This window comes from Enterococcus sp. LJL120 (assembly GCF_054871765.1).
Genome location: NZ_JBTXLV010000002.1, coordinates 321571 through 342269, shown reverse-complemented (window position 1 = coordinate 342269; position 20699 = coordinate 321571). Strand labels below are relative to the sequence as shown.

General features: G+C 40.5%; 16 protein-coding genes. 14 read left to right on the top strand and 2 right to left on the bottom strand.

Annotated features, from left to right (window positions below; all coding sequences use genetic code 11):
* Position 1: 1 nt before the first annotated feature.
* The 12 genes from dnaA to dnaB all read left to right on the top strand — a co-directional run bounded on the left by dnaA (position 2) and on the right by dnaB (position 15588).
* On the top strand, positions 2 to 1336 hold the full coding sequence (gene dnaA, locus ACYSNU_RS04760; RefSeq protein WP_461736053.1) for a chromosomal replication initiator protein DnaA: 1335 nt from the start codon (positions 2 to 4) through the stop codon (positions 1334 to 1336).
* A 319-nt stretch (positions 1337 to 1655) separates the two neighbouring features.
* Positions 1656 to 2783: a DNA polymerase III subunit beta gene (gene dnaN, locus ACYSNU_RS04755; RefSeq protein WP_461736052.1), complete on the top strand. Its 1128-nt coding sequence runs from the start codon at positions 1656 to 1658 to the stop codon at positions 2781 to 2783.
* 180 nt (positions 2784 to 2963) lie between these two features.
* Complete coding sequence (yaaA, locus tag ACYSNU_RS04750; protein WP_265459433.1) at positions 2964 to 3206, top strand: S4 domain-containing protein YaaA; 243 nt, start codon at positions 2964 to 2966, stop codon at positions 3204 to 3206.
* Positions 3193 to 4317: a DNA replication/repair protein RecF gene (gene recF / locus ACYSNU_RS04745; RefSeq protein WP_461736051.1), complete on the top strand. Its 1125-nt coding sequence runs from the start codon at positions 3193 to 3195 to the stop codon at positions 4315 to 4317. Before yaaA ends, recF begins: the two co-directional genes overlap by 14 nt.
* Entirely contained in the window at positions 4314 to 6263 is a 1950-nt protein-coding gene (gyrB, locus tag ACYSNU_RS04740; protein ID WP_461736050.1) for a DNA topoisomerase (ATP-hydrolyzing) subunit B, read from the top strand. Before recF ends, gyrB begins: the two co-directional genes overlap by 4 nt.
* Positions 6264 to 6446: 183 nt before the next feature.
* Entirely contained in the window at positions 6447 to 8957 is a 2511-nt protein-coding gene (gene gyrA / locus ACYSNU_RS04735; RefSeq protein ID WP_461736049.1) for a DNA gyrase subunit A, read from the top strand.
* A gap of 335 nt (positions 8958 to 9292) precedes the next feature.
* Positions 9293 to 9595: a 30S ribosomal protein S6 gene (rpsF, locus tag ACYSNU_RS04730; RefSeq protein WP_265459429.1), complete on the top strand. Its 303-nt coding sequence runs from the start codon at positions 9293 to 9295 to the stop codon at positions 9593 to 9595.
* 45 nt (positions 9596 to 9640) lie between these two features.
* Positions 9641 to 10195 (top strand): single-stranded DNA-binding protein, encoded by a 555-nt coding sequence (ssb, locus tag ACYSNU_RS04725; protein ID WP_461736048.1) that lies wholly within the window; start codon positions 9641 to 9643, stop codon positions 10193 to 10195.
* A 25-nt stretch (positions 10196 to 10220) separates the two neighbouring features.
* Positions 10221 to 10457 (top strand): 30S ribosomal protein S18, encoded by a 237-nt coding sequence (gene rpsR, locus ACYSNU_RS04720; protein ID WP_265459427.1) that lies wholly within the window; start codon positions 10221 to 10223, stop codon positions 10455 to 10457.
* 1206 nt (positions 10458 to 11663) lie between these two features.
* Positions 11664 to 13640, top strand: coding sequence for a DHH family phosphoesterase (locus tag ACYSNU_RS04715; protein WP_461736047.1), 1977 nt, complete (start codon positions 11664 to 11666; stop codon positions 13638 to 13640).
* 6 nt (positions 13641 to 13646) lie between these two features.
* On the top strand, positions 13647 to 14099 hold the full coding sequence (gene rplI / locus ACYSNU_RS04710) for a 50S ribosomal protein L9 (RefSeq protein WP_265459425.1): 453 nt from the start codon (positions 13647 to 13649) through the stop codon (positions 14097 to 14099).
* A gap of 115 nt (positions 14100 to 14214) precedes the next feature.
* A complete protein-coding gene (dnaB, locus tag ACYSNU_RS04705; RefSeq protein WP_461736046.1) occupies positions 14215 to 15588 on the top strand; it encodes a replicative DNA helicase in 1374 nt (457 codons plus the stop codon).
* A 70-nt stretch (positions 15589 to 15658) separates the two neighbouring features.
* Here dnaB and ACYSNU_RS04700 read toward each other — a convergent pair whose 3' ends face one another.
* On the bottom strand, positions 15659 to 16408 hold the full coding sequence (locus ACYSNU_RS04700) for a class A sortase (protein WP_461736045.1): 750 nt from the start codon (positions 16406 to 16408) through the stop codon (positions 15659 to 15661).
* Between the two features lie 282 nt (positions 16409 to 16690).
* On the opposite strand from ACYSNU_RS04700, the gene ACYSNU_RS04695 reads away from it, so the two are divergent.
* The gene (locus ACYSNU_RS04695) at positions 16691 to 17983 is read left to right on the top strand and encodes an adenylosuccinate synthase (protein ID WP_461736044.1); all 1293 of its coding nucleotides are present in this window, start codon (positions 16691 to 16693) and stop codon (positions 17981 to 17983) included.
* 159 nt (positions 17984 to 18142) lie between these two features.
* A complete protein-coding gene (locus ACYSNU_RS04690) occupies positions 18143 to 19012 on the top strand; it encodes a DegV family protein (protein ID WP_461736043.1) in 870 nt (289 codons plus the stop codon).
* A gap of 59 nt (positions 19013 to 19071) precedes the next feature.
* Here ACYSNU_RS04690 and ACYSNU_RS04685 read toward each other — a convergent pair whose 3' ends face one another.
* On the bottom strand, positions 19072 to 20691 hold the full coding sequence (locus ACYSNU_RS04685) for an ABC-F family ATP-binding cassette domain-containing protein (protein WP_461736167.1): 1620 nt from the start codon (positions 20689 to 20691) through the stop codon (positions 19072 to 19074).
* Between the last annotated feature and the right edge of the window lie 8 nt (positions 20692 to 20699).

Here is a 20699-nt window from a genome sequence, read left to right as displayed (position 1 = left end):
AATGGTTACTTTAGATGAATTATGGGAACGGCTCAAGGCTGAATATCAGCAAAAAATGAATGCTGCCAGCTATGACACGTGGATTCAGTCGGCTACGCCTTTAGAATTAAAAAATAATCAATTAACAATTGAAGTACCAAGTGAAGTACATAAAAATTATTGGGAAACCAAACTGGCTTCAAAAGTAATTGAAGTCGGTTTTAGTCTTTCTGGTCAGGAAATTATTCCGCAATTTGTGACGCCGGATGCTTTAATGGAACAACAGGCTGCTGAAATGCCAGTGGCAGAGGACGTCCTCAATAATTCGGCCCATAAAGCCCTCCTCAATCCCAAATATACCTTTGACACCTTTGTCATCGGAAAAGGGAATCAGTTTGCCCATGCAGCTGCTTTAGTCGTTGCGGAAGATCCGGCCTCTGATTACAATCCTCTTTTCTTTTATGGCGGCGTTGGTTTAGGGAAAACCCATTTGATGCACGCCATTGGCCATCAGATGTTGGCTAATAATCCTAATGCCAAAGTAAAATATGTCAGCAGTGAAACCTTCACCAATGACTACATCAATTCAATTAAAAATGGGAAGTCTGAGGAATTTCGCCAAGAATATCGCTATGTCGACTTGCTATTAGTCGATGATATTCAATTTTTTGCGGATAAAGAAGGGACGCAGGAGGAATTTTTCCACACCTTTAACGCTTTGCATAATGAACGAAAGCAAATCGTTTTAAGTAGCGATCGCCTACCAAATGAAATTCCTAAATTGCAGGATCGGCTGGTCTCCCGTTTCGCCCAAGGATTGTCCGTTGACATTACGCCGCCGGATTTAGAAACGCGGATTGCGATTTTGCGGAAAAAAGCCGAAGGGGAACGTTTAGAAATTCCCGAAGATACCTTGAGTTATATCGCGGGTCAAATCGATTCCAATATTCGTGAATTGGAGGGGGCTTTGGTGCGGGTTCAGGCCTATGCTACTATTAAAAGCTCTGACATCACCACGAGTTTAGCAGCTGAAGCTTTGAAAACCTTATTGAACACTACAACTTCGGCCCAGCTGACGATTCAAAATATTCAAGAAGAGGTCGCTAAATACTACCATGTGCAAGTCAAAGATTTAAAAGGCAAGAAACGAGTCAAAAGTATCGTAGTGCCTCGCCAGATTGCCATGTATTTATCCCGTGAGCTAACGGATAATTCGCTGCCGAAAATCGGCGCTGAATTTGGCGGCAAAGATCACACAACTGTGATTCACGCCCACGAAAAAATTCAACAGCTCTTAAACAAAGATCCTGCGATTCAACGGGAAATCAGCGAAATCAAAAATCTGCTTATCAATTAGTCTGTGGAAAAGTAACGAAAACTTCTGAATCTTATCCACAGGTTTTCCACAGCGGATAAATCTTATTCTGCTTAGGCTTTCCAGAGTTTTCCACAATATAAACAGGGCCTACTACTACTTTTATTTATTTTATATACTAATTAACTAAACAGACTGCTTCTCAGCAGGATGTTGAAACCTAAAAAACAGACCAACTTGATTCGCTTAATCTTGAAAAATTCTTTATAATAAAAAAGCTATCAATAAATCTGCTATGTTCCATTTAACAGAGCGTGGCTTTAATTGCATCATGAATTTATTACAACAAGGAGTGTCGAAAATGAAATTTACTATGTCCCGCAATGTTTTCCTCGCTGAATTGCAAACTGTTCAACGGGCAATTTCCAGTAAAACTACAATTCCGATTTTAACTGGGGTTAAAATTAGTTTAGATTCGGAGGGCCTGACGTTAACCGGGAGCAATGCCGATATTTCCATTGAAACCTTTCTCAGTGTTGAAACTGAAAAAGCTGATTTAACGATTGAATCGACTGGCGCAATCGTCTTAATGTCCCGCTTCTTCGGAGAAATTATCCGCAAGCTGCCAGAGGATCGATTTACTTTAGAAGTTTTGGAAAGTCGCCAAGTTGCGATTACTTCCGGTAAAGCGAATTTCACCATTAACGGCTTGGACTCTGACAATTACCCGCATTTACCAGTGGTTAGTACAACCAACCAAATGCAATTGCCGGTCCATGTCTTAAATAAATTAATCAGCGAAACAGTTTTTTCTGTTTCACAGCATGAAAGCCGGCCAATTTTAACTGGGGTTCATTTTGTTTTAGCGGATAATTCTTTATTGGCTGTCGCTACAGATTCCCATCGGATGAGCCAACGGATTATTCCGATTCACCAAGGGGAAGATTTTAATATCGTGATTCCCGGCAAAAGTTTAACGGAATTATCCCGCTCTTTAGCAAACGATGAGGAAATGGTTGAAATTTCCATCATGGAAAATCAAGTGCTCTTTAAAACCCAGACCCTATCCTTCTACTCTCGTTTATTAGAAGGGAATTATCCTGACACCAATCGATTGATTCCGACTAGCTTCAATACGACCATCGAATTTTCCGTTCCAAGTTTATTGTCGGCCATTGAACGGGCGTCGTTACTATCCCATGAAAGCCGCAATAACATCGTGAAATTATCGATTACTTCTGAAGCGGTGGTCTTATCGGGAAATAGTCCGGAAATCGGGAAAGTCGAAGAAGCTTTAAACTATGAAGCAGTCACGGGAGATCCACTGGAAATTTCCTTCAATCCTGATTATATGAAGGATGCGTTGCGGGCCTTTGGCGATATGAATATCACCGTCAATTTTATTTCACCAATTCGTCCCTTCACGTTAACACCGACAGAAGACAGTCAGCAATTTACACAGCTGATTACACCTGTTAGAACTAGCTGATATTTTAATAAAATCGTTTAAAAAGGCTTAAATTCAATTTTAAGCCTTTTTTTTATTTTGGGTTAAAAACTATTTAAATGAATTAAATCTGCTCATAGGCAATTTTATGGCGGGATAATTTGGTTTTCTCTCTGTAAAATGGTATAATATATGTAAGATTTATGAAAATGAGGGATGCTTGTGAAAAGTAATGTCTATCTCGAATCTGAGTACATGACGTTAGGCCAACTCTTAAAGGAAATCAGTGTGATTTCCAGCGGCGGTCAAGCGAAATGGTTTTTAGCGGAGAAAGCTGTCTTTGTCGACGGCGAACCGGAAAATCGCCGGGGCCGCAAACTTTATCCAAATATGATGGTGGAGATACCTGAAATAGGTACTTTTTTTATGGTAAAAAAGGAACAGGCTGAGAATGAAGCTGACTGAACTGTCTTTAAAAAATTATCGCAATTATCAGACAGTCGACCTGACGTTTCAGCGTTCCCTCACTATTTTTTTAGGGGAAAATGCTCAAGGCAAGACCAATTTATTGGAGAGCATTTATTTTTTAGCCATGACCCGCAGTCACCGCACGAGTCACGAGCAGGAGATTATTCGTTGGGGCGCTGATTTAGCCACCGTCAAAGGCGTTATCGAAAAGAAAACCAGCAAAATCCCTTTAGAAATTCAATTATCCAAAAAAGGTCGCAAAACAAAGGTCAATTATTTAGAGCAGAAAAAATTAAGCGATTATATTGGCCAGATGAATGTGATTTTATTCGCCCCCGAAGACCTCTCATTAGTCAAGGGCAGCCCCGCATTACGCCGCAAATTCCTCGATATGGAACTGGGTCAAATCAATCCATTATATCTCTATGATTTGGTGCAATATCAGGGAATTCTCAAGCAACGCAATCAATATCTCAAACAACTTGCTGATAAAAAGCAAAAGGATTTATTGTATTTAGATATTTTGTCGGAACAGCTGGCGGATTTTGGCAGCAAGGTTCTTTTTCAGCGGCTAAAATTTATCGAGGAGCTGGAATTTTGGGCGAACCAAATTCATCAAAAAATCAGCAATCAAAGGGAAACCTTAAAAATTGAGTATCTCAGCTCGCTAGGAATTACCAAAGGACAGAGCACCGAAGAGATTCGTGAAATTTTTTTTGCCACGCTAACGAAAAATCGGCAACGGGAACTCTTTAAAACCGCCACTTCGGTGGGTCCCCACCGAGATGATTTGATTTTTCGCGTCAATGAGGAGGATGTGCAGGCCTATGGTTCTCAAGGCCAACAACGAACGACTGCTCTCAGCGTCAAATTAGCCGAAATTGATTTAATGAAGGCCCAAACGGGAGAATACCCGATTTTATTATTAGATGATGTGATGAGTGAACTGGATGATCAGCGTCAGATGCAATTGCTGGAGACGATCGAAGGGAAGGTTCAAACATTTTTAACCACCACCACCCTGGAACACATTAAAGGGAAGATGGCGGTCACACCGGAAATTTTTTATGTGACCCAAGGCAGCATAGAAAGGGAAGAGTCTGAATGACAGAAGAAGAAAAAAGTTTATTAGATAAAGCAAAAGAATATGACGCCAGTCAAATCCAAGTTTTAGAAGGCTTGGAGGCCGTGCGCAAACGTCCTGGTATGTATATCGGTTCCACCAGCACAGAAGGCCTGCACCACCTAGTTTGGGAAATTGTCGACAATGGTATCGATGAAGCCCTCGCTGGTTTTGCTAAAACAATTGATTTAGTAATTGAAGAAGACAACAGTATTACCGTTATCGATGATGGTCGGGGGATTCCGATTGATATCCAAGCGAAAACGGGTCGTCCTGCAGTGGAAACCGTCTTTACCGTATTGCACGCCGGTGGGAAATTCGGCGGTGGCGGCTATAAAGTTTCCGGTGGTCTGCATGGTGTTGGGGCTTCCGTGGTAAATGCTCTGTCCACTCATTTAGACGTCAAAGTCTATAAAGAAGGCAAAGTTTATTACCAAGAATTCAAACGAGGCGCAGTTGTAGCCGATTTAAAAATGATTGGCGAAACTGACCGTCACGGAACAACGGTCCACTTTGTACCAGATCCCGAAATCTTCAAAGAGGGTGTTGAGTTTAATTTTGATAAACTTGCAACCCGTGTCAGAGAATTAGCCTTTTTAAATAAAGGCTTGAAAATCTCGATTACCGACAAACGGGAAGCTGAACCAAAATTCAAAGAATACCATTACGAAGGCGGAATCAAGAGCTACGTTGAATTTTTAAATCAAAATAAAAACGTTTTGTTTGAAGAACCCATCTTTATTGAAGGGGAATCTCAAGATATTATCGTGGAAGTTTCCATGCAATATACCGATGGCTACCACACCAATTTAATGAGTTTTGCCAACAATATCCATACCTATGAAGGCGGAACCCATGAATTTGGTTTTAAGACAGCCTTGACGCGGGTGATTAATGATTACGCCCGCAAGCAAAAAATCATGAAGGACAACGATGAAAATCTTTCCGGCGAAGATGTTCGGGAAGGTTTGACGGCAGTTATTTCCATCAAACATCCAGAGCCACAGTTTGAAGGGCAAACCAAGACTAAGTTAGGCAACTCAGAAGTTCGGACAGTGACCGATCGTTTATTCTCTGAATATTTTTCAAAATTTTTATTTGAAAATCCAACCATTGGCCGCAAAGTCGTGGAAAAAGGGATTTTAGCTTCAAAAGCCCGCTTAGCAGCTAAACGGGCGCGGGAAGTAACCCGCCGCAAAGGGGCTTTAGAAATCAGCAATCTACCAGGTAAATTAGCAGATTGCTCGTCAAACGATCCGGAAAAATGCGAATTGTTTATCGTCGAAGGAGATTCCGCCGGCGGTTCTGCTAAGCAGGGGCGTAACCGGGAATTCCAAGCGATTTTGCCGATTCGCGGTAAAATTTTAAACGTTGAAAAAGCTAGCATGGATAAAATTTTGGCTAACGAAGAAATTCGTTCACTGTTCACCGCTATGGGTACTGGTTTTGGCGCTGATTTCGATGTGGCAAAAGCCCGCTACCATAAATTAGTTATCATGACCGATGCCGACGTCGATGGCGCCCACATTCGGACCTTACTGTTGACATTATTCTACCGTTATATGCGGCCAATCGTGGAAGCCGGTTATGTTTACATTGCTCAACCACCTTTATATGGCGTGAAACAAGGGAAGAAAATTACCTACATACAACCAGGGAAAAAGGCTGAGGAAATTTTACAGCAGACAATTGAAGCTTTACCAGCCTCGCCAAAACCCAACGTACAGCGTTATAAAGGTCTTGGGGAAATGGATGACCATCAATTATGGGAAACCACGATGGACCCAGAAAACCGCATGATGCTGCGGGTCAGTGTCGATGATGCGATTGAAGCCGACCAAGTCTTTGAAATGCTGATGGGTGATCGGGTAGAACCACGACGGGCCTTCATCGAAGAAAATGCCCACTACGTGAAAAATCTGGATATTTAATTTGGACAGAGTCTAAGTTTAAATTTGCGCAAAATGTGATTGGCAATGCTGGAAAAAAGTTTAAAAATTTTAACAAAAAAATTGCTCTGGTTATTTCAAGGAGCAGTTCCAAGTTTTAATTGGATAATTTTTTCCAGTAATTACAATCACAAATTGTGCGAACGAAATAGGAGGAAGAATTTCGTGAGTGAAGAGTTTAAAGAGAATATTCATGACGTCAATTTAACCAGTGAAATGCGGGAATCCTTCATTGATTATGCCATGAGCGTCATTGTTGCTCGGGCTTTGCCGGATGTGCGGGATGGTCTGAAACCGGTCCACCGCCGGATTTTATACGGAATGAATGAATTAGGTGTAACCCCTGATAAACCCCATAAAAAATCTGCCAGAATTGTCGGGGATGTTATGGGTAAATATCACCCCCACGGCGACAGTGCCATTTATGAATCCATGGTACGGATGGCGCAAACCTTTAGCTATCGTTATCTATTAGTTGACGGTCACGGTAACTTTGGTTCAGTCGATGGCGACGGTGCGGCAGCAATGCGGTATACCGAAGCCCGCATGAGTAAAATTGCGATGGAAATGCTGCGGGATATCAATAAAAATACCGTTGATTTCCACGGCAACTACGACGATACTGAGCGGGAGCCGGATGTTTTACCGGCACGTTTCCCAAATCTTTTGGTCAATGGAACTACCGGGATTGCCGTAGGGATGGCCACCAATATTCCGCCCCACAATTTATCAGAAGTAGTCAGCGCTATTGATTTGTTAATGGAAAATCCGGAAACGACAATTGCTGAACTGATGGAAGTTTTACCTGGGCCAGATTTTCCAACAGCTGGTTTAGTTATGGGTAAATCGGGTATCCGCCGAGCTTATGAAACAGGTAAAGGTTCCATTACCCTGAGAGCTCGTGTTGAGGTCACAGAGATGCCTAACGGTAAGGAACGGATTCTGGTGACGGAACTGCCTTACATGGTCAACAAGGCCCGGCTGATTGAACGGATTTCTGAGCTGCACCGGGATAAACGAATTGAAGGCATTACCGATTTACGGGATGAATCCTCCCGGGAAGGAATGCGGATTGTTATTGATGTACGTCGGGATGTCAGCGCCTCTGTTATCTTGAATAATTTATATAAAATGACTTCACTGCAAACTTCATTTGGCTTCAATATGTTAGCCATTGAAAAAGGCGTGCCGAAAATTCTAAATTTGAAACAGATTTTAGAAAATTACATCGAACACCAAAAAGAAGTTATTGTTCGCCGGACTGAATTTGATAAGCAAAAAGCGGAAGCTAGAGCACATATTTTAGAAGGTTTAAGAATTGCTCTAGACCACATCGATGAAATTATCGCAATCATTCGCGGTTCAAATTCTGATGATGAAGCTAAATCAACCATGATTGAGCGTTTCGAGTTTTCTGATCGGCAAGCGCAAGCCATTTTGGATATGCGTTTACGTCGTTTAACCGGCTTGGAACGGGAAAAAATCGAAAATGAATACCAAGAATTATTGGCCTTCATTGCCGACATGAAAGATATTTTGGACAATCCGCAACGGGTTGTTGAAATTATTCAAACAGAATTAGGCGAAATCAATAGCAAGTACGGCGATGCCCGCCGCACGGAATTATTAGTCGGAGAGGTCTTGAGTCTAGAAGATGAAGACTTAATCGAAGAAGAAGATATCGTGATTACCTTAACTAATAACGGCTACATCAAACGTTTAGCGAACTCTGAATTCAGAGCGCAAAAACGCGGTGGTCGTGGAGTTCAAGGGATGGGCGTTCACGATGATGATTTTGTTAAAAATCTGATTAGCTGTTCTACCCATGATACATTGCTATTCTTCACCAACACTGGGAAAGTTTATCGGGCGAAGGGGTATGAAATCCCTGAATACGGTCGGACTGCCAAAGGAATTCCAGTTATTAATTTACTGGGAATTGATTCCAACGAAAGCATTCAGGCAATCATTGCGGTTACAGGAGAAGCTAAAGAAGGCAACTACCTATTCTTTACTACTAAATTAGGAACCGTGAAACGCACGAGTGTGACAGCCTTCGCAAATGTCCGTAGCAATGGTTTAATTGCTATTGGTCTGAAGGACGATGACGAGCTGGTAAATGTTATCCAGACGAACGGTGAGAAAAATATTATCATCGGGACTCACTTAGGCTATTCTGTGACCTTTGCAGAAACGGCAGCCCGTGATATGGGTCGGACCGCTTCGGGTGTGCGTGGTATTCGTCTGCGGGAAGGCGACTTTGTTGTCGGCGCAGCTATCATGGATGAAAACCAAGAAGTCTTAGTGATCACTGAAAATGGCTATGGCAAGCGCACTGCTGTCAGTGAGTATCCAGTCAAAGGCCGTGGTGGTAAAGGAATTAAAACCGCCAATATCACTAGTAAAAATGGTCCTCTAGCTGGTCTAACAACTGTTTCCGGCGATGAAGACATCATGTTGATTACCGATAAAGGTGTTATTATTCGCTTTAACGTCAGCAATGTTTCTCAAACGGGACGAGCTACTTTAGGCGTGCGGGTGATGAAGATGGAAAATGAAGCCAAAGTTGTCACAATGGCGATTGTTGATGCTGAAGTTGTTGAACCAGAAGAAGCAGCTGAGTCAACAGAAGCAACGGATTCTGATTCAAATACAAATGAAACGAATGAAGAATAGTAACACAACTATTGTTCATTAAGTAAGACAGCTGTGAGATTAGTAAACGCAAAGAAAAATTTACGAAATAAAATTGATTAGCAATCTTGTTAATTGATTGATTATTTCAGAAAATTACTTCTCTTTGCAAAACTAATTTCACAGCTTTTTTTGCTGTTCTTCAAGAAAAATAGTTCAAATTGCGAATTTATTAATAAGCGAGAAAAAAATTTATTTGTTGTAATGATGGAGAATTTTGTGTATAATGATAAATTGTGAGTAGTCTACAATGTAGAAAACTCTCCTTGCCTTTATCAAAGAATAAAGGCCTAAAGTCCATAGGGAGGTGAAAATCAATGAGCCAAGTTACGAAGTATGAAATTATGTACATTATTCGTCCGAACATTGATGAAGAAGCAAAAACTGCATTAGTTGAACGTTTCGATACTATCTTAAAAGATAATGGAGCAGAAGTTCTAGAATCTAAAGATTGGGAAAAACGTCGTCTTGCGTATGAAATGGATGGTCACCGTGAAGGTATCTATCACATCGTGAACGTTTCTGCTGCTTCAGATGCAAATGCAATCAATGAATTTGATCGTCTTGCAAAAATCAATGAAGATATCATTCGTCATATGATTGTTAAAATCGAAGCGTAATGTTTCACGTGAAACATTCATTTTTACGAGAAGGAGATGAACTAGTTGATTAATAACGTTGTACTAGTTGGTAGACTCACCAAAGACCCTGATTTGCGTTACACATCAAATGGTGCGGCTGTTGCGACTTTTACTCTAGCAGTAAATCGCAATTTTACAAACCAAGATGGAAATCGTGAAGCAGATTTTATTAACTGTGTGATTTGGCGTAAGCCTGCGGAAACAATGGCTAATTATGCCCGTAAGGGAACTCTTTTAGGAGTGACCGGACGCATTCAAACCCGCAATTATGAAAATCAACAAGGTCAGAGAGTTTATGTAACTGAAGTTGTCGCAGACAATTTCCAATTGTTAGAATCTCGTAATGCTTCTGAGCAGCGTCAAGGCTCAGGCTCAGCAGGTGGCGGTTACAACAACAATAGCAGCAATGCTAATTTTGGTGGTAATCAAAACAATCAATTTAACAATAGCGGAAATAGTTTTAATCAAACATCTCAAGGATCATCACCACAAAATACAATGCCGGACTTCAGCCGCGATGCTGATCCATTTGAAAATAATTCAAGCATTGATATTTCTGATGATGATTTACCATTCTAAAAATTTTTGATAGGAGGGAAATAGGATGGCACAACAAAGAAGAGGCGGACGTAAACGTCGTAAAGTAGATTATATCGCAGCTAATCACATTGAATACATCGATTATAAAGATACTGAATTATTAAAAAGATTTATCTCTGAACGTGGCAAAATTTTACCACGTCGTGTAACAGGTACTGGCGCTAAAAACCAACGAAAATTAACTGTTGCAATTAAAAGAGCAAGAATCATGGGTCTTTTACCTTTCGTAGGGGAAGAATAATAGTTCATTTTTCTAACAATATAAGATACTTCTAGAACAGAAATTAATTTCTGTTCTTTTTTTTGTGTCATGAAGATTATTTTATTTGTAAGGAATTGAATGGTGCAGCGCTGGAAAAATTAAAAATAGTATATGTGTTCATGGAACTGTTTTATACATTAGACACCTTTTTCTTTGGAAGAATATTTTTGAAATATTATTTATAGGAAAGAATAGCTTCGTTATAGGCAGAAACTGACGGTATAGGAAATCGGGATATTATTGATAAATTGCATCATACAGAAGCTTTTTGATTTTATAGAGTTACTAGTAACGACAATTTATGGAAAAAAATGTCGAATTAACTATTAAAGGCTTAACTGATTTGTGGAAATGAGTCGAAAAAGATCATTTGACACAATTTGAAAAGAATACAAAAGTTCATTTTCTTGAAAATTGTACAGTGTAGCATTGCATTGTAGTATTATATGATAAGTAATATAGGCTTGAGGTATAAAACAATCTTACTTGTTACAAGCTTTAAAAGTATATGAGGATTTAAGCGATAACTCTGGTAGTTGGAAAATAATGTATTTTAACGTCATAGAATTATCATTAAGATATAAATCAAATAAATAGTATTAAAACATTTCATTTTAACTACATGATACTAGGAAATCTTTTTTATTATCTGTAAAAGACAAACTAACACATGAAGCAAGTATTAGCTAATTTCAGGTTATCTAGTGTATATTATTTTTAGCATAACTTGGAATTATATTGGAAATCTCATTATATATGATCGATGTTACATAAAAATTACACAGCAAAAATTCCCTTCAAATGAAAGTGTAAATAAATAGATTGATAAATGGATGACCGATTTAAAATTAGTTTCACTAAGAGTTTTACTTTCTAACACGTTTTAAAATAAATCCGACTTCTAAAATGTTCAACAAAAGACAACAAGATTAGCATTTGAATTCCACAAAAAAATTAAGCATACTTGACTTAATTTAAAAGATAAACTCAACAACACAAGCTATTCCCATTTTGCCAAACCACCTAATCCCAACTATAAAACACATACGTTCCAACATGAAACACAAAATCAAATAATTCCACTCTTTACTCTTCAAATGTTTCACGTGAAACATTTGAAGAGTAAAGTTCGTCAGAGATAAGGTTTTGTGATAAAATATAGCATATATTTTGAGAGGCGAGGCCATGAATAAAATAAAAAAGAGAATCAAGAATAGTTTAATCCTGTTGGCTTGCTTATGCATTCTCCAGTTGGTTTTAGTCAACGTTTTCTTTGTGAATTATCAGGTTTTAATCACCAGCATTCTCTTCTTGCTAGATATATTGATGCTGGTCATTTATTTTTTTGTCACGCGTTCAATACAATTGAAGGATGATGAAAAGATTAAAGAGGCCAATCGACAGGCGGTAGATACGATTTCCTATGTTTCTTCCAAAATGCCGATGGGAATTGTTGTTTGGAATGATAAACGAGAAATTGATTGGTTAAATTCTTATGCGGATCGAATGTTTACTGAAAAAAGTATCGACGGGAAAGAATTTGCAACAACCATGATTGAGTTATTGAAATCCAATAAAGACACCTTCAAGTTAGGTCGCAATACTTATCGAGTAAGTTTTGACGCAGAAAAGCAATTGGCTTATTTTTTTGACATTACTGAGGAAGAAACTATAAAGGCGCGGATTTATGACAGCCAGCCAGTTGTTGGAGTGCTATCCTTTGATAATTATGATGATGCTGTAGATAAAATGGATGATAAAGAAATTTCTTATTTTAATTCCTTTTTGACCACGCTGGTTTCTGATTGGATGGAGGACTTCGGTGTTTATGTCAAAAGGCTGAATGCAGAAAAGTATTTTTTTATCAGCCGCTATGAAGATTTGACTAAGATGAAAGAGAAAAAGTTTGATTTGCTGGATATCTTGCGAAAAGAAGCTGAGAATCAAAATTTTCCAATAACTATCAGTATCGGGATTTCCTATGGGGAAGGCAGCTTGGACAAAATTGGCGATGTTGCCCAAAATAACTTGGATATGGCTTTAATACGAGGCGGTGACCAGGTTGTGATTAAAGATGTAGCTGATAATGCGAAGCCAATGTATTTTGGTGGGAAGTCTTCAGCTAAGACGAAAAGAACGCGTGTTCGTAGTCGGGCAATTAGCACCGCTTTGCAACGGATCTTTTCACAGGCAACAGATATTTACATCATGGGGCATCGTTATCCAGATATGGATGCCTTGGGCTCGGCGTATGGCGTTTATGCGCTAGCTGAATTTTCAAAGAAGGAAGCCTGGATTGTTTTAGATCAAACGGAAATTATTCCTGATGTACAACGTTGTTTGCAGGAAATCCATAAGGTCCCTGAATTGGAGCAGCGTCTGGTTTCGCCAGAGGATGCGATGAAAAATGTTAAGGAGAATTCATTGCTAGTGATGGTTGATTACCATAAGCCATCACTATCCATCTCCGAGAAGCTCTATGAGAAATTTCAAAACATCGTCATCATTGATCACCACCGCAGAGGCGAGGAGTTTCCTGAAAATCCTTTGTTGACATATATCGAATCTTCGGCTTCGTCAGCTTCTGAATTAGTTGCTGAACTGGTTCAACAACAAAGCAGTCAAGTAAATTACCTTGACAAGATGGAAGCAACTTTATTGTTAGCTGGAATGGTGGTTGATACGAAGAGTTTTGAAGTGCGGACTAGCGCGCGAACGTTTGATGTTGCCAGTTATCTACGCAGTGTAGGTGCAGATGCTCCGATGATTCGCTATTTGATTTCAACTGATTTAAGCAACTATTTAGAAATCAGCTCATTGATTGCTAAGAGCGAGTTTGTCACATCTGATATCGTTGTCGCAAATGGGGCTGAAACGTCCAAATACGACAGTGTGACGGCTGCTAAGACCGCAGATACATTGCTTTCAATGTACGGAATCAATGCGGCTTTTGTAATTACTAAGCGAACTGACGGATTGATTGGCATAAGTGCCCGCAGTTCTGGTACAATTAATGTGCAGATGATTATGGAGAAATTAAACGGCGGCGGCCATTTCAACAATGCCGCTACCCAATTAAGTGATATGACCATTGATCAGGCCAAGGAAGTTCTACTGAAAGCGATTAATGAAAATATCAATGAATTATATGAAGAGGAGTAGTTGATTATGAAAGTAGTATTCTTGCAAGACGTAAAAGGCAAAGGGAAAAAAGGGGAAGTCAAAGAGGTTCCCACTGGCTATGCACAAAATTATTTACTGAAAAATAATTTGGCTAAAGAAGCTAATCGCAGCGCTTTAAGCGAAGTTGCCGGTCAAAAGAAAGCCCAAGAAAAACATCAAGCAGAAATTTTAGCAGAAGCAGAAGCATTAAAAGCTGTAATCGACAAAGAAGAGACTGTGGTTGAACTAAAAGCTAAGGCCGGTGAAGACGGCCGTCTGTTTGGCTCCATTCCCTCTAAGCAAATTGCTGATGCCTTCAATAAGCAGTTTGGACTGAAATTAGACAAACGTAAAATGGAAATGAATGAACCAATCAAAGCGTTGGGCTATACAAAAGTCCCAGTCAAATTACATCCGCAAGTCACAGCAACCATCACGGTTCATGTGACCGAAGAGTAAAGGAAATCTTAATGATTCCGGCAATCCTGCCTCGTTGCGGATTGCTTTTTTTTTCGTTACAATAGGTAGACTAGATTGCAGTACAATTTGAAGGTACTGAGTAGGAGCGTTTAAAATGGCAGAAGTTTGGCAAGATCGTATGCCGCCACAGAATATTGAAGCAGAGCAGGCCGTCTTAGGCTCCATTTTTTTAGAAGCGGATGCTTTGCCGGATGCTTTAGAATTTATTGAAGCCAAAGATTTTTACCGCCGCAGTCATCAGATTATTTTTGAAACGATGAACACGTTGAGTGATCGCAATGAAGCTATTGACTTTGTGACAGTAAAAGCTCAGCTGGAGCAAAATAATCTTTTAGAAGATGCTGGTGGACTGGATTATTTATCGGAATTAGTGATGAGTGTTCCGACTGCAGCAAACATTGGCTATTATGCCAAAATTGTTGAAGAGCAATCTCTTTTAAGAAATCTAATTCAAACAGCGACCTCCATTGTCACCAAAGGCTTCGAGCAAGGGGAAGATGTTCAATCCATTTTAGATGATGCCGAAACCCGCATTTTAGAAGTGGCCGAAAAACGCAATCGCAGCGGCTTTTTACAAATTGCGGACGTTTTAACTGCCTCCGTCCAAAATATTGAACGCCTGTCTTTAAATAATGAAGAAATCACGGGCTTGCCAACTGGCTATCAAGCATTGGATAAAATGACAGCAGGTTTACAAGCGGAAGAGCTGATTATCTTAGCTGCCCGACCGGCTGTTGGTAAAACGGCCTTTGCCTTGAACATTGCCCAAAATGTCGGCACGAAGACGGATCGTTCGGTAGCCATTTTCAGTTTGGAAATGGGAGCAGAGTCACTGGTTAATCGGATGTTGTGTGCTGAGGGCTCCATAGAAGCGGCTCATTTGCGGACAGGACAGCTTTCAGAGGAAGAGTGGTCCAATTTGATTATGGCGATGGGAAGCCTCTCAAAAGCCAATATATTCATTGATGATACTCCTGGGATAAAAATTACCGAGATTCGCGCGAAATGCCGCAAGTTAGCTCAAGAGCGGGGCAATCTTGGTTTGATTTTAATTGACTACCTGCAATTGATTGAAGGTACCGGTCGAGAAAATCGTCAACAGGAAGTCTCGGAAATTTCCCGGCAGTTGAAAAAGCTCGCCAAGGAATTAAAGGTGCCCATCATTGCTTTGTCCCAGCTTTCTCGGGGCGTGGAACAAAGGCAGGATAAACGGCCGGTCTTGAGTGATATTCGGGAATCGGGTTCAATTGAACAGGATGCGGACATCGTGGCATTTTTATATCGGGATGACTATTATGATCGTGAAGGTGGCGAGGATGACAACAATGTACCGGAACCACCAGCTAATGACAATATTGTCGAGGTTATCATTGAAAAAAACCGGAGCGGTGCCAGGGGAACAGTCGAATTGCTGTTTATCAAGGAATATAATAAATTTTCCTCCCTCTCGCCAAGAGTTGAATTTTAATACTTAAGCATAAAAATAGCGCCAGCTGAAAGTTAGCTTCAAAAACTAACTTCTAGCTGGCGCTTTTCATTTAATAAGTGTTCAAACTAACACTAAAGGCGTCATTCATGGCTTGTGAGGCATCGTCAACTGAAACAGCCTCCACAAATCGTCCTTGGACCACTAGCCGCATGCTGCCAGAGGCGTTACAGGTTACCAGAGTGACTAATGTTTCATCCGGCACGTCGTCGATTAAGTAGCCGGAATAAGGAGATACTATTTCAGAATAAAAAATTTCGTAGGTGAAGACCCGATCTAAATCGGTCAGGTAAATTAAATCGCCAAGTTGGGCATTTTCTAACGGGCCAAACAATAAACTATTGTTGACGGCTTTATGACTGGCCAGAGCATAATTGCGCTCCCCCATTACTTGGTCTTCCTTTAAGGTACCGGCGCCATAAAATAATGCGGCGTAATTCGTCCCTTTAAAAATTGGCAAATTGATGTTGACGCTAGGAATCGCAATCGCCCCCAATGTCGCAAATTCATTATTTTCAAATTGCGCGCGAATGACCGCTTCGGAACTGATGGGAATCACTTCATCGAAATCAAAGGTCGCATCGGCATTTTGATTGCGCAAAATATCATCTCTCGTGACCGTTTCTAACGCATATTTATCCGTGTTTTGCTGAATCAGCCAATCTTTTATGTAATCATTAAAAATCAAAGCTAAGCCAATTAATAATAGTAAAACGGCTAGTATGTTGGCCACCCAGCGAATGATTCTTTTTTTCTTCGTTGCTTTTTTTCTTGCTGCCGGCTTCTTTTTACCCTTGGCCATGATTTCCCCCCTTTAAACTGCCCACTAAAGTGAACTTTTCCTTTCATTAACTGTAACCGATTTAAAGAAATTTTTAAAGGGTTAGTCGTTTTATTAAAATAAAGCTATTAAATCCGACGCTTGTTCACCTTTAAGTTTAAAAAAATTTTAAAACGAATAAAATAGTTCGTGTTTTCCTTTGTTTGGAGAAAAAAAACCGAATAATTTTCGAGTTTTATTTGCTTATGGGATAGAGAATTGTTACAATAATGCAGGACAAAATAATTAGAACGAGGTGTTCGTATGTCATCAGTCGTAGTTGTTGGAACGCAATGGGGAGATGAAGGTAAAGGAAAGATTACTGACTTCCTTAGTGAAAATGCTGAAGTGATTGCCCGTTATCAAGGTGGAGACAACGCCGGTCATACTATCAAATTTGATGGCGTGACTTACAAATTGCATTTGATTCCGTCGGGGATTTTTTACAAAGATAAAATCAGTGTCATTGGTAATGGCGTGGTGGTCAATCCTAAGTCGTTGGTGAAGGAATTGGCTTATTTGCATGAACAAGGAGTGACAACAGAAAATTTACGAATTTCTGATCGAGCTCATGTGATTTTACCTTATCATATCAAATTAGATCAATTGCAAGAGGATGCGAAGGGTGAAAATAAAATCGGCACCACCATCAAAGGCATTGGACCGGCTTACATGGATAAAGCCGCCCGCGTGGGGATTCGGATTGCTGATTTACTAGATAAAGAAATTTTTGCAGAGCGCCTGCAGATGAATTTGGAAGACAAAAATCGCCAGTTTACTAAAATGTATGACTGCGAAGGCATGAATTTTGACGATATTTTTGAAGAATACTTTGAATACGGTCAACAAATTAAAAAATATGTCACGGATACTTCCGTGATTTTAAATGATGCTTTAGATGAAGGCCGTCGTGTATTGTTTGAAGGGGCCCAAGGCGTAATGTTGGACATCGACCAAGGGACTTATCCCTTCGTGACTTCTTCTAATCCAGTGGCTGGCGGGGTAACCATCGGTAGCGGCGTTGGCCCTTCGAAAATCAATAAAGTGGTCGGCGTGTGTAAAGCTTATACCTCTCGGGTAGGGGATGGCCCATTTCCGACTGAATTATTTGATGAAACTGGCGAGCAGATTCGTGAAGTCGGCAAAGAATATGGTACGACAACGGGACGTCCGCGGCGTGTGGGTTGGTTTGATTCTGTTGTGATGCGTCACTCTAAACGGGTATCAGGCATTACCAATCTCTCTTTAAATTCAATCGATGTCTTGAGCGGCTTAGACAAAGTCAAAATTTGTACCGCTTATGATTTGGATGGGGAATTGATTTATCATTACCCTGCAAGCTTGAAGGAATTGAATCGCTGTAAACCTGTCTATGAAGAATTACCTGGCTGGTCTGAAGATATCACTGGCTGTCGCACGTTAGGTGAATTACCAGAAAATGCCCGCAACTATGTGCGCCGCATTTCTGAATTAGTCGGCGTCCGCATTTCAACCTTCTCTGTCGGACCTGACCGCAACCAAACCAATATTTTGGAAAGTGTTTGGTCACAGATTTAAAACAGAAAGCTCTGAAGAGTCATCGTGAGACGGCTTTTCAGAGCTTTTAAAATTTTCCTAGTAAAGAAGCTTGCCTGCAAACGGTTGAACAACTTTTTAGAAGTAAAATCACCTGCAAAATGGTATGATATTTACAAATAAGTATTTAGGGGGGAAACCATGTATCAGATTATGACGGATTCTTGCTGTGATATTCCTTATCAAATTCTGCAGGAGAAGGCGGTCACCTTTATTCCCATGCTGGTGCAGATGGATGGACATGAATATCCTGATGACTTAGGGGAAACCTTTGATTATTCGAAATTTTTGGCGGAGATTCAGCGGGGCTCGCAGCCGACGACTTCTCAAATTAATGTCGGACGCTATTTAGAATTTTTTAAAGGCTATGTGGATCAAAATATTCCGGTGCTATACCTGTGCTTTTCTTCCGGGTTGAGCGGTTCTTATCAGAGCGCTCTGCAGGCCGTAGAGATGCTGCGGGAGGAATATGATAAAGACCCGCAAGTTTATGTTTTAGATACGCTAGCAGCTAGCTTAGGGCAGGGCCTGTTGGTTTTGAAGGCAGCCGAGCTGCGGGATAGTGGCTTAACTTTAGCGGAAATCGTTGCAGAACTTGAAAAAATTAAAATGACGGTGCAATCTTGGGTGACCGTTGATGACTTGGACCATCTGCATCGGGGCGGCCGGATTTCTAAAACAGCAGCAACACTGGGCGGTTTGATGAACGTCAAACCGATTATTAATGTCGATGCTGCCGGAAAATTACAAAATGTCGGCAAAACCCGCGGGCGCAATAAAGCTCTGCAAAAAGTTGTCGAAGAAACCACTGCACTGATTGAACATCCAGAACAACAGCAATTATTATTAGCATATGCCGGTGACCTTGAAAGTGCTGAGAAGGTCAAAGAGATGGTCTTAGCTCAGCTACCGGTCAAAGGCCTTGATTTATATCCATTAGGCCCAACGATTACCAGCCATACAGGGTATGGTTGTATTGCATTATTTTCCTATGGCGCTGTGAGACAGTAGCAAATAAAAACGAGGAGTGAAAATTAGCTTTTAGGCTAACTTCACTCCTCGTTTATTTTTTATTTCATTGTGGCTAATTGTTTTTGGACTTCAGGATTTTCTAAGAAGTCATCATAGGTTGTTTCCGCCCGGTCAACCACGCCTTTATCGGAGATGGCAATAATCCGATTGGCCAAAGTTTGAATAAACTGATGGTCATGGGATGCAAACAACAGTGAGCCGGTGAAGGCAATTAAGCCATCATTTAAAGCAGTGATTGATTCCAAGTCTAAGTGGTTAGTCGGGTCATCTAATACCAAAACATTAGCTTTTGACAGCATCATTTTGGACAATAGACAGCGAACTTTTTCGCCACCGGATAAAACGTTGACTGGTTTCAAGACTTCATCGCCGGAAAATAACATTCGACCTAAGAAGCTGCGCAAGAAAGTATTGTCATCTTCTTCTTTTGAGGCAAATTGCCGCAGCCAATCTAAAATCGTCATCTCAGAATTAAACTCGCTAGTCGAATCCTTCGGTAAATAAGCTTGACTGGTGGTAACACCCCAGCGGACAGAGCCGGTATCTGGTGTGATTTCCCCCATTAAAACTTTAAATAAAGTCGTCGTGACAATATCATTTTCCGCAACAAAGGCCACTTTATCATCCTTGTTTAAGGTGAAAGAAATATTGTCCAAGATTTTCTTGCCGTCGATAGTCACACTGACATTGTCCACCTGCAATAAATCATTACCGATTTCTCTTTCGGGTTTGAAGCCGACAAAAGGATAGCGGCGGGATGATGGTTGAATATCATCCAAGGTGATTTTATCCAGCATTTTTTTCCGGGAGGTCGCTTGTTTTGACTTCGAAGCGTTCGCGCTAAAACGCGCGATAAAGTCTTGCAATTCTTTAATCTGTTCTTCTTTTTTAGCATTGGAATCAGCTTGCAGGCGCGCTGCCAGTTGGCTAGATTCCAACCAGAAGTCGTAGTTGCCGACATAGAGTTTAATTTTGCTGAAATCAAGGTCGGCCATATGGGTGCAGACTTTGTTTAAAAAGTGGCGGTCATGGGAAACGACGATGACCGTATTTTCAAAATTAATTAAAAATTCTTCCAACCAGTTGATTGACTGAATATCCAAGCCGTTAGTCGGCTCGTCTAGTAAAAGGACATCGGGTTTGCCGAAAAGCGACTGAGCCAGCAGGACTTTAATTTTTTGACCAGCTGTCAGCTCGCTCATGTTTTGGTGGTGCAAGTCTTCTGGAATATTCAAACCTTGCAGCAAGACAGCTGCTTCTGGTTCAGCTTCCCAGCCATTCAATTCCGCAAATTCGCCTTCTAATTCAGCGGCTTTGATGCCGTCTTCATCAGAAAAATCTTCCTTCATATAGATGGCATCTTTTTCCTTCATGACTTCATAGAGGCGCTTGTGGCCCATCATCACCGTTTCAATCACAGGAACATTTTCATAGTCGAAATGATTCTGACGCAATGTCGCCATTCGTTCATTCGGTCCTAAAGAAATATTACCGGTGGTCGGTTGTAATTCGCCGGAGAGAATTTTTAAAAAGGTTGATTTACCAGCACCATTGGCACCGATTAAGCCGTAGCAATTGCCGGGAGTAAATTTTATCGTGACATCATCAAAAAGTTTACGATCAGGAAATTGTAAACTTACATCAGTTACAGTAATCAATGAATTAT

Coding starts and splice junctions, on each gene's coding strand:
- dnaA (WP_461736053.1), top strand. CDS start 2: ATGGTTACTTTAGATGAATTATGGGAACGGCTCAAGGCTGAATATCAG.
- dnaN (WP_461736052.1), top strand. CDS start 1,656: ATGAAATTTACTATGTCCCGCAATGTTTTCCTCGCTGAATTGCAAACT.
- recF (WP_461736051.1), top strand. CDS start 3,193: ATGAAGCTGACTGAACTGTCTTTAAAAAATTATCGCAATTATCAGACA.
- gyrB (WP_461736050.1), top strand. CDS start 4,314: ATGACAGAAGAAGAAAAAAGTTTATTAGATAAAGCAAAAGAATATGAC.
- rpsF (WP_265459429.1), top strand. CDS start 9,293: ATGAGCCAAGTTACGAAGTATGAAATTATGTACATTATTCGTCCGAAC.
- rpsR (WP_265459427.1), top strand. CDS start 10,221: ATGGCACAACAAAGAAGAGGCGGACGTAAACGTCGTAAAGTAGATTAT.
- ACYSNU_RS04715 (WP_461736047.1), top strand. CDS start 11,664: ATGAATAAAATAAAAAAGAGAATCAAGAATAGTTTAATCCTGTTGGCT.
- rplI (WP_265459425.1), top strand. CDS start 13,647: ATGAAAGTAGTATTCTTGCAAGACGTAAAAGGCAAAGGGAAAAAAGGG.
- dnaB (WP_461736046.1), top strand. CDS start 14,215: ATGGCAGAAGTTTGGCAAGATCGTATGCCGCCACAGAATATTGAAGCA.
- ACYSNU_RS04700 (WP_461736045.1), bottom strand. CDS start 16,408: ATGGCCAAGGGTAAAAAGAAGCCGGCAGCAAGAAAAAAAGCAACGAAG.
- ACYSNU_RS04695 (WP_461736044.1), top strand. CDS start 16,691: ATGTCATCAGTCGTAGTTGTTGGAACGCAATGGGGAGATGAAGGTAAA.
- ACYSNU_RS04690 (WP_461736043.1), top strand. CDS start 18,143: ATGTATCAGATTATGACGGATTCTTGCTGTGATATTCCTTATCAAATT.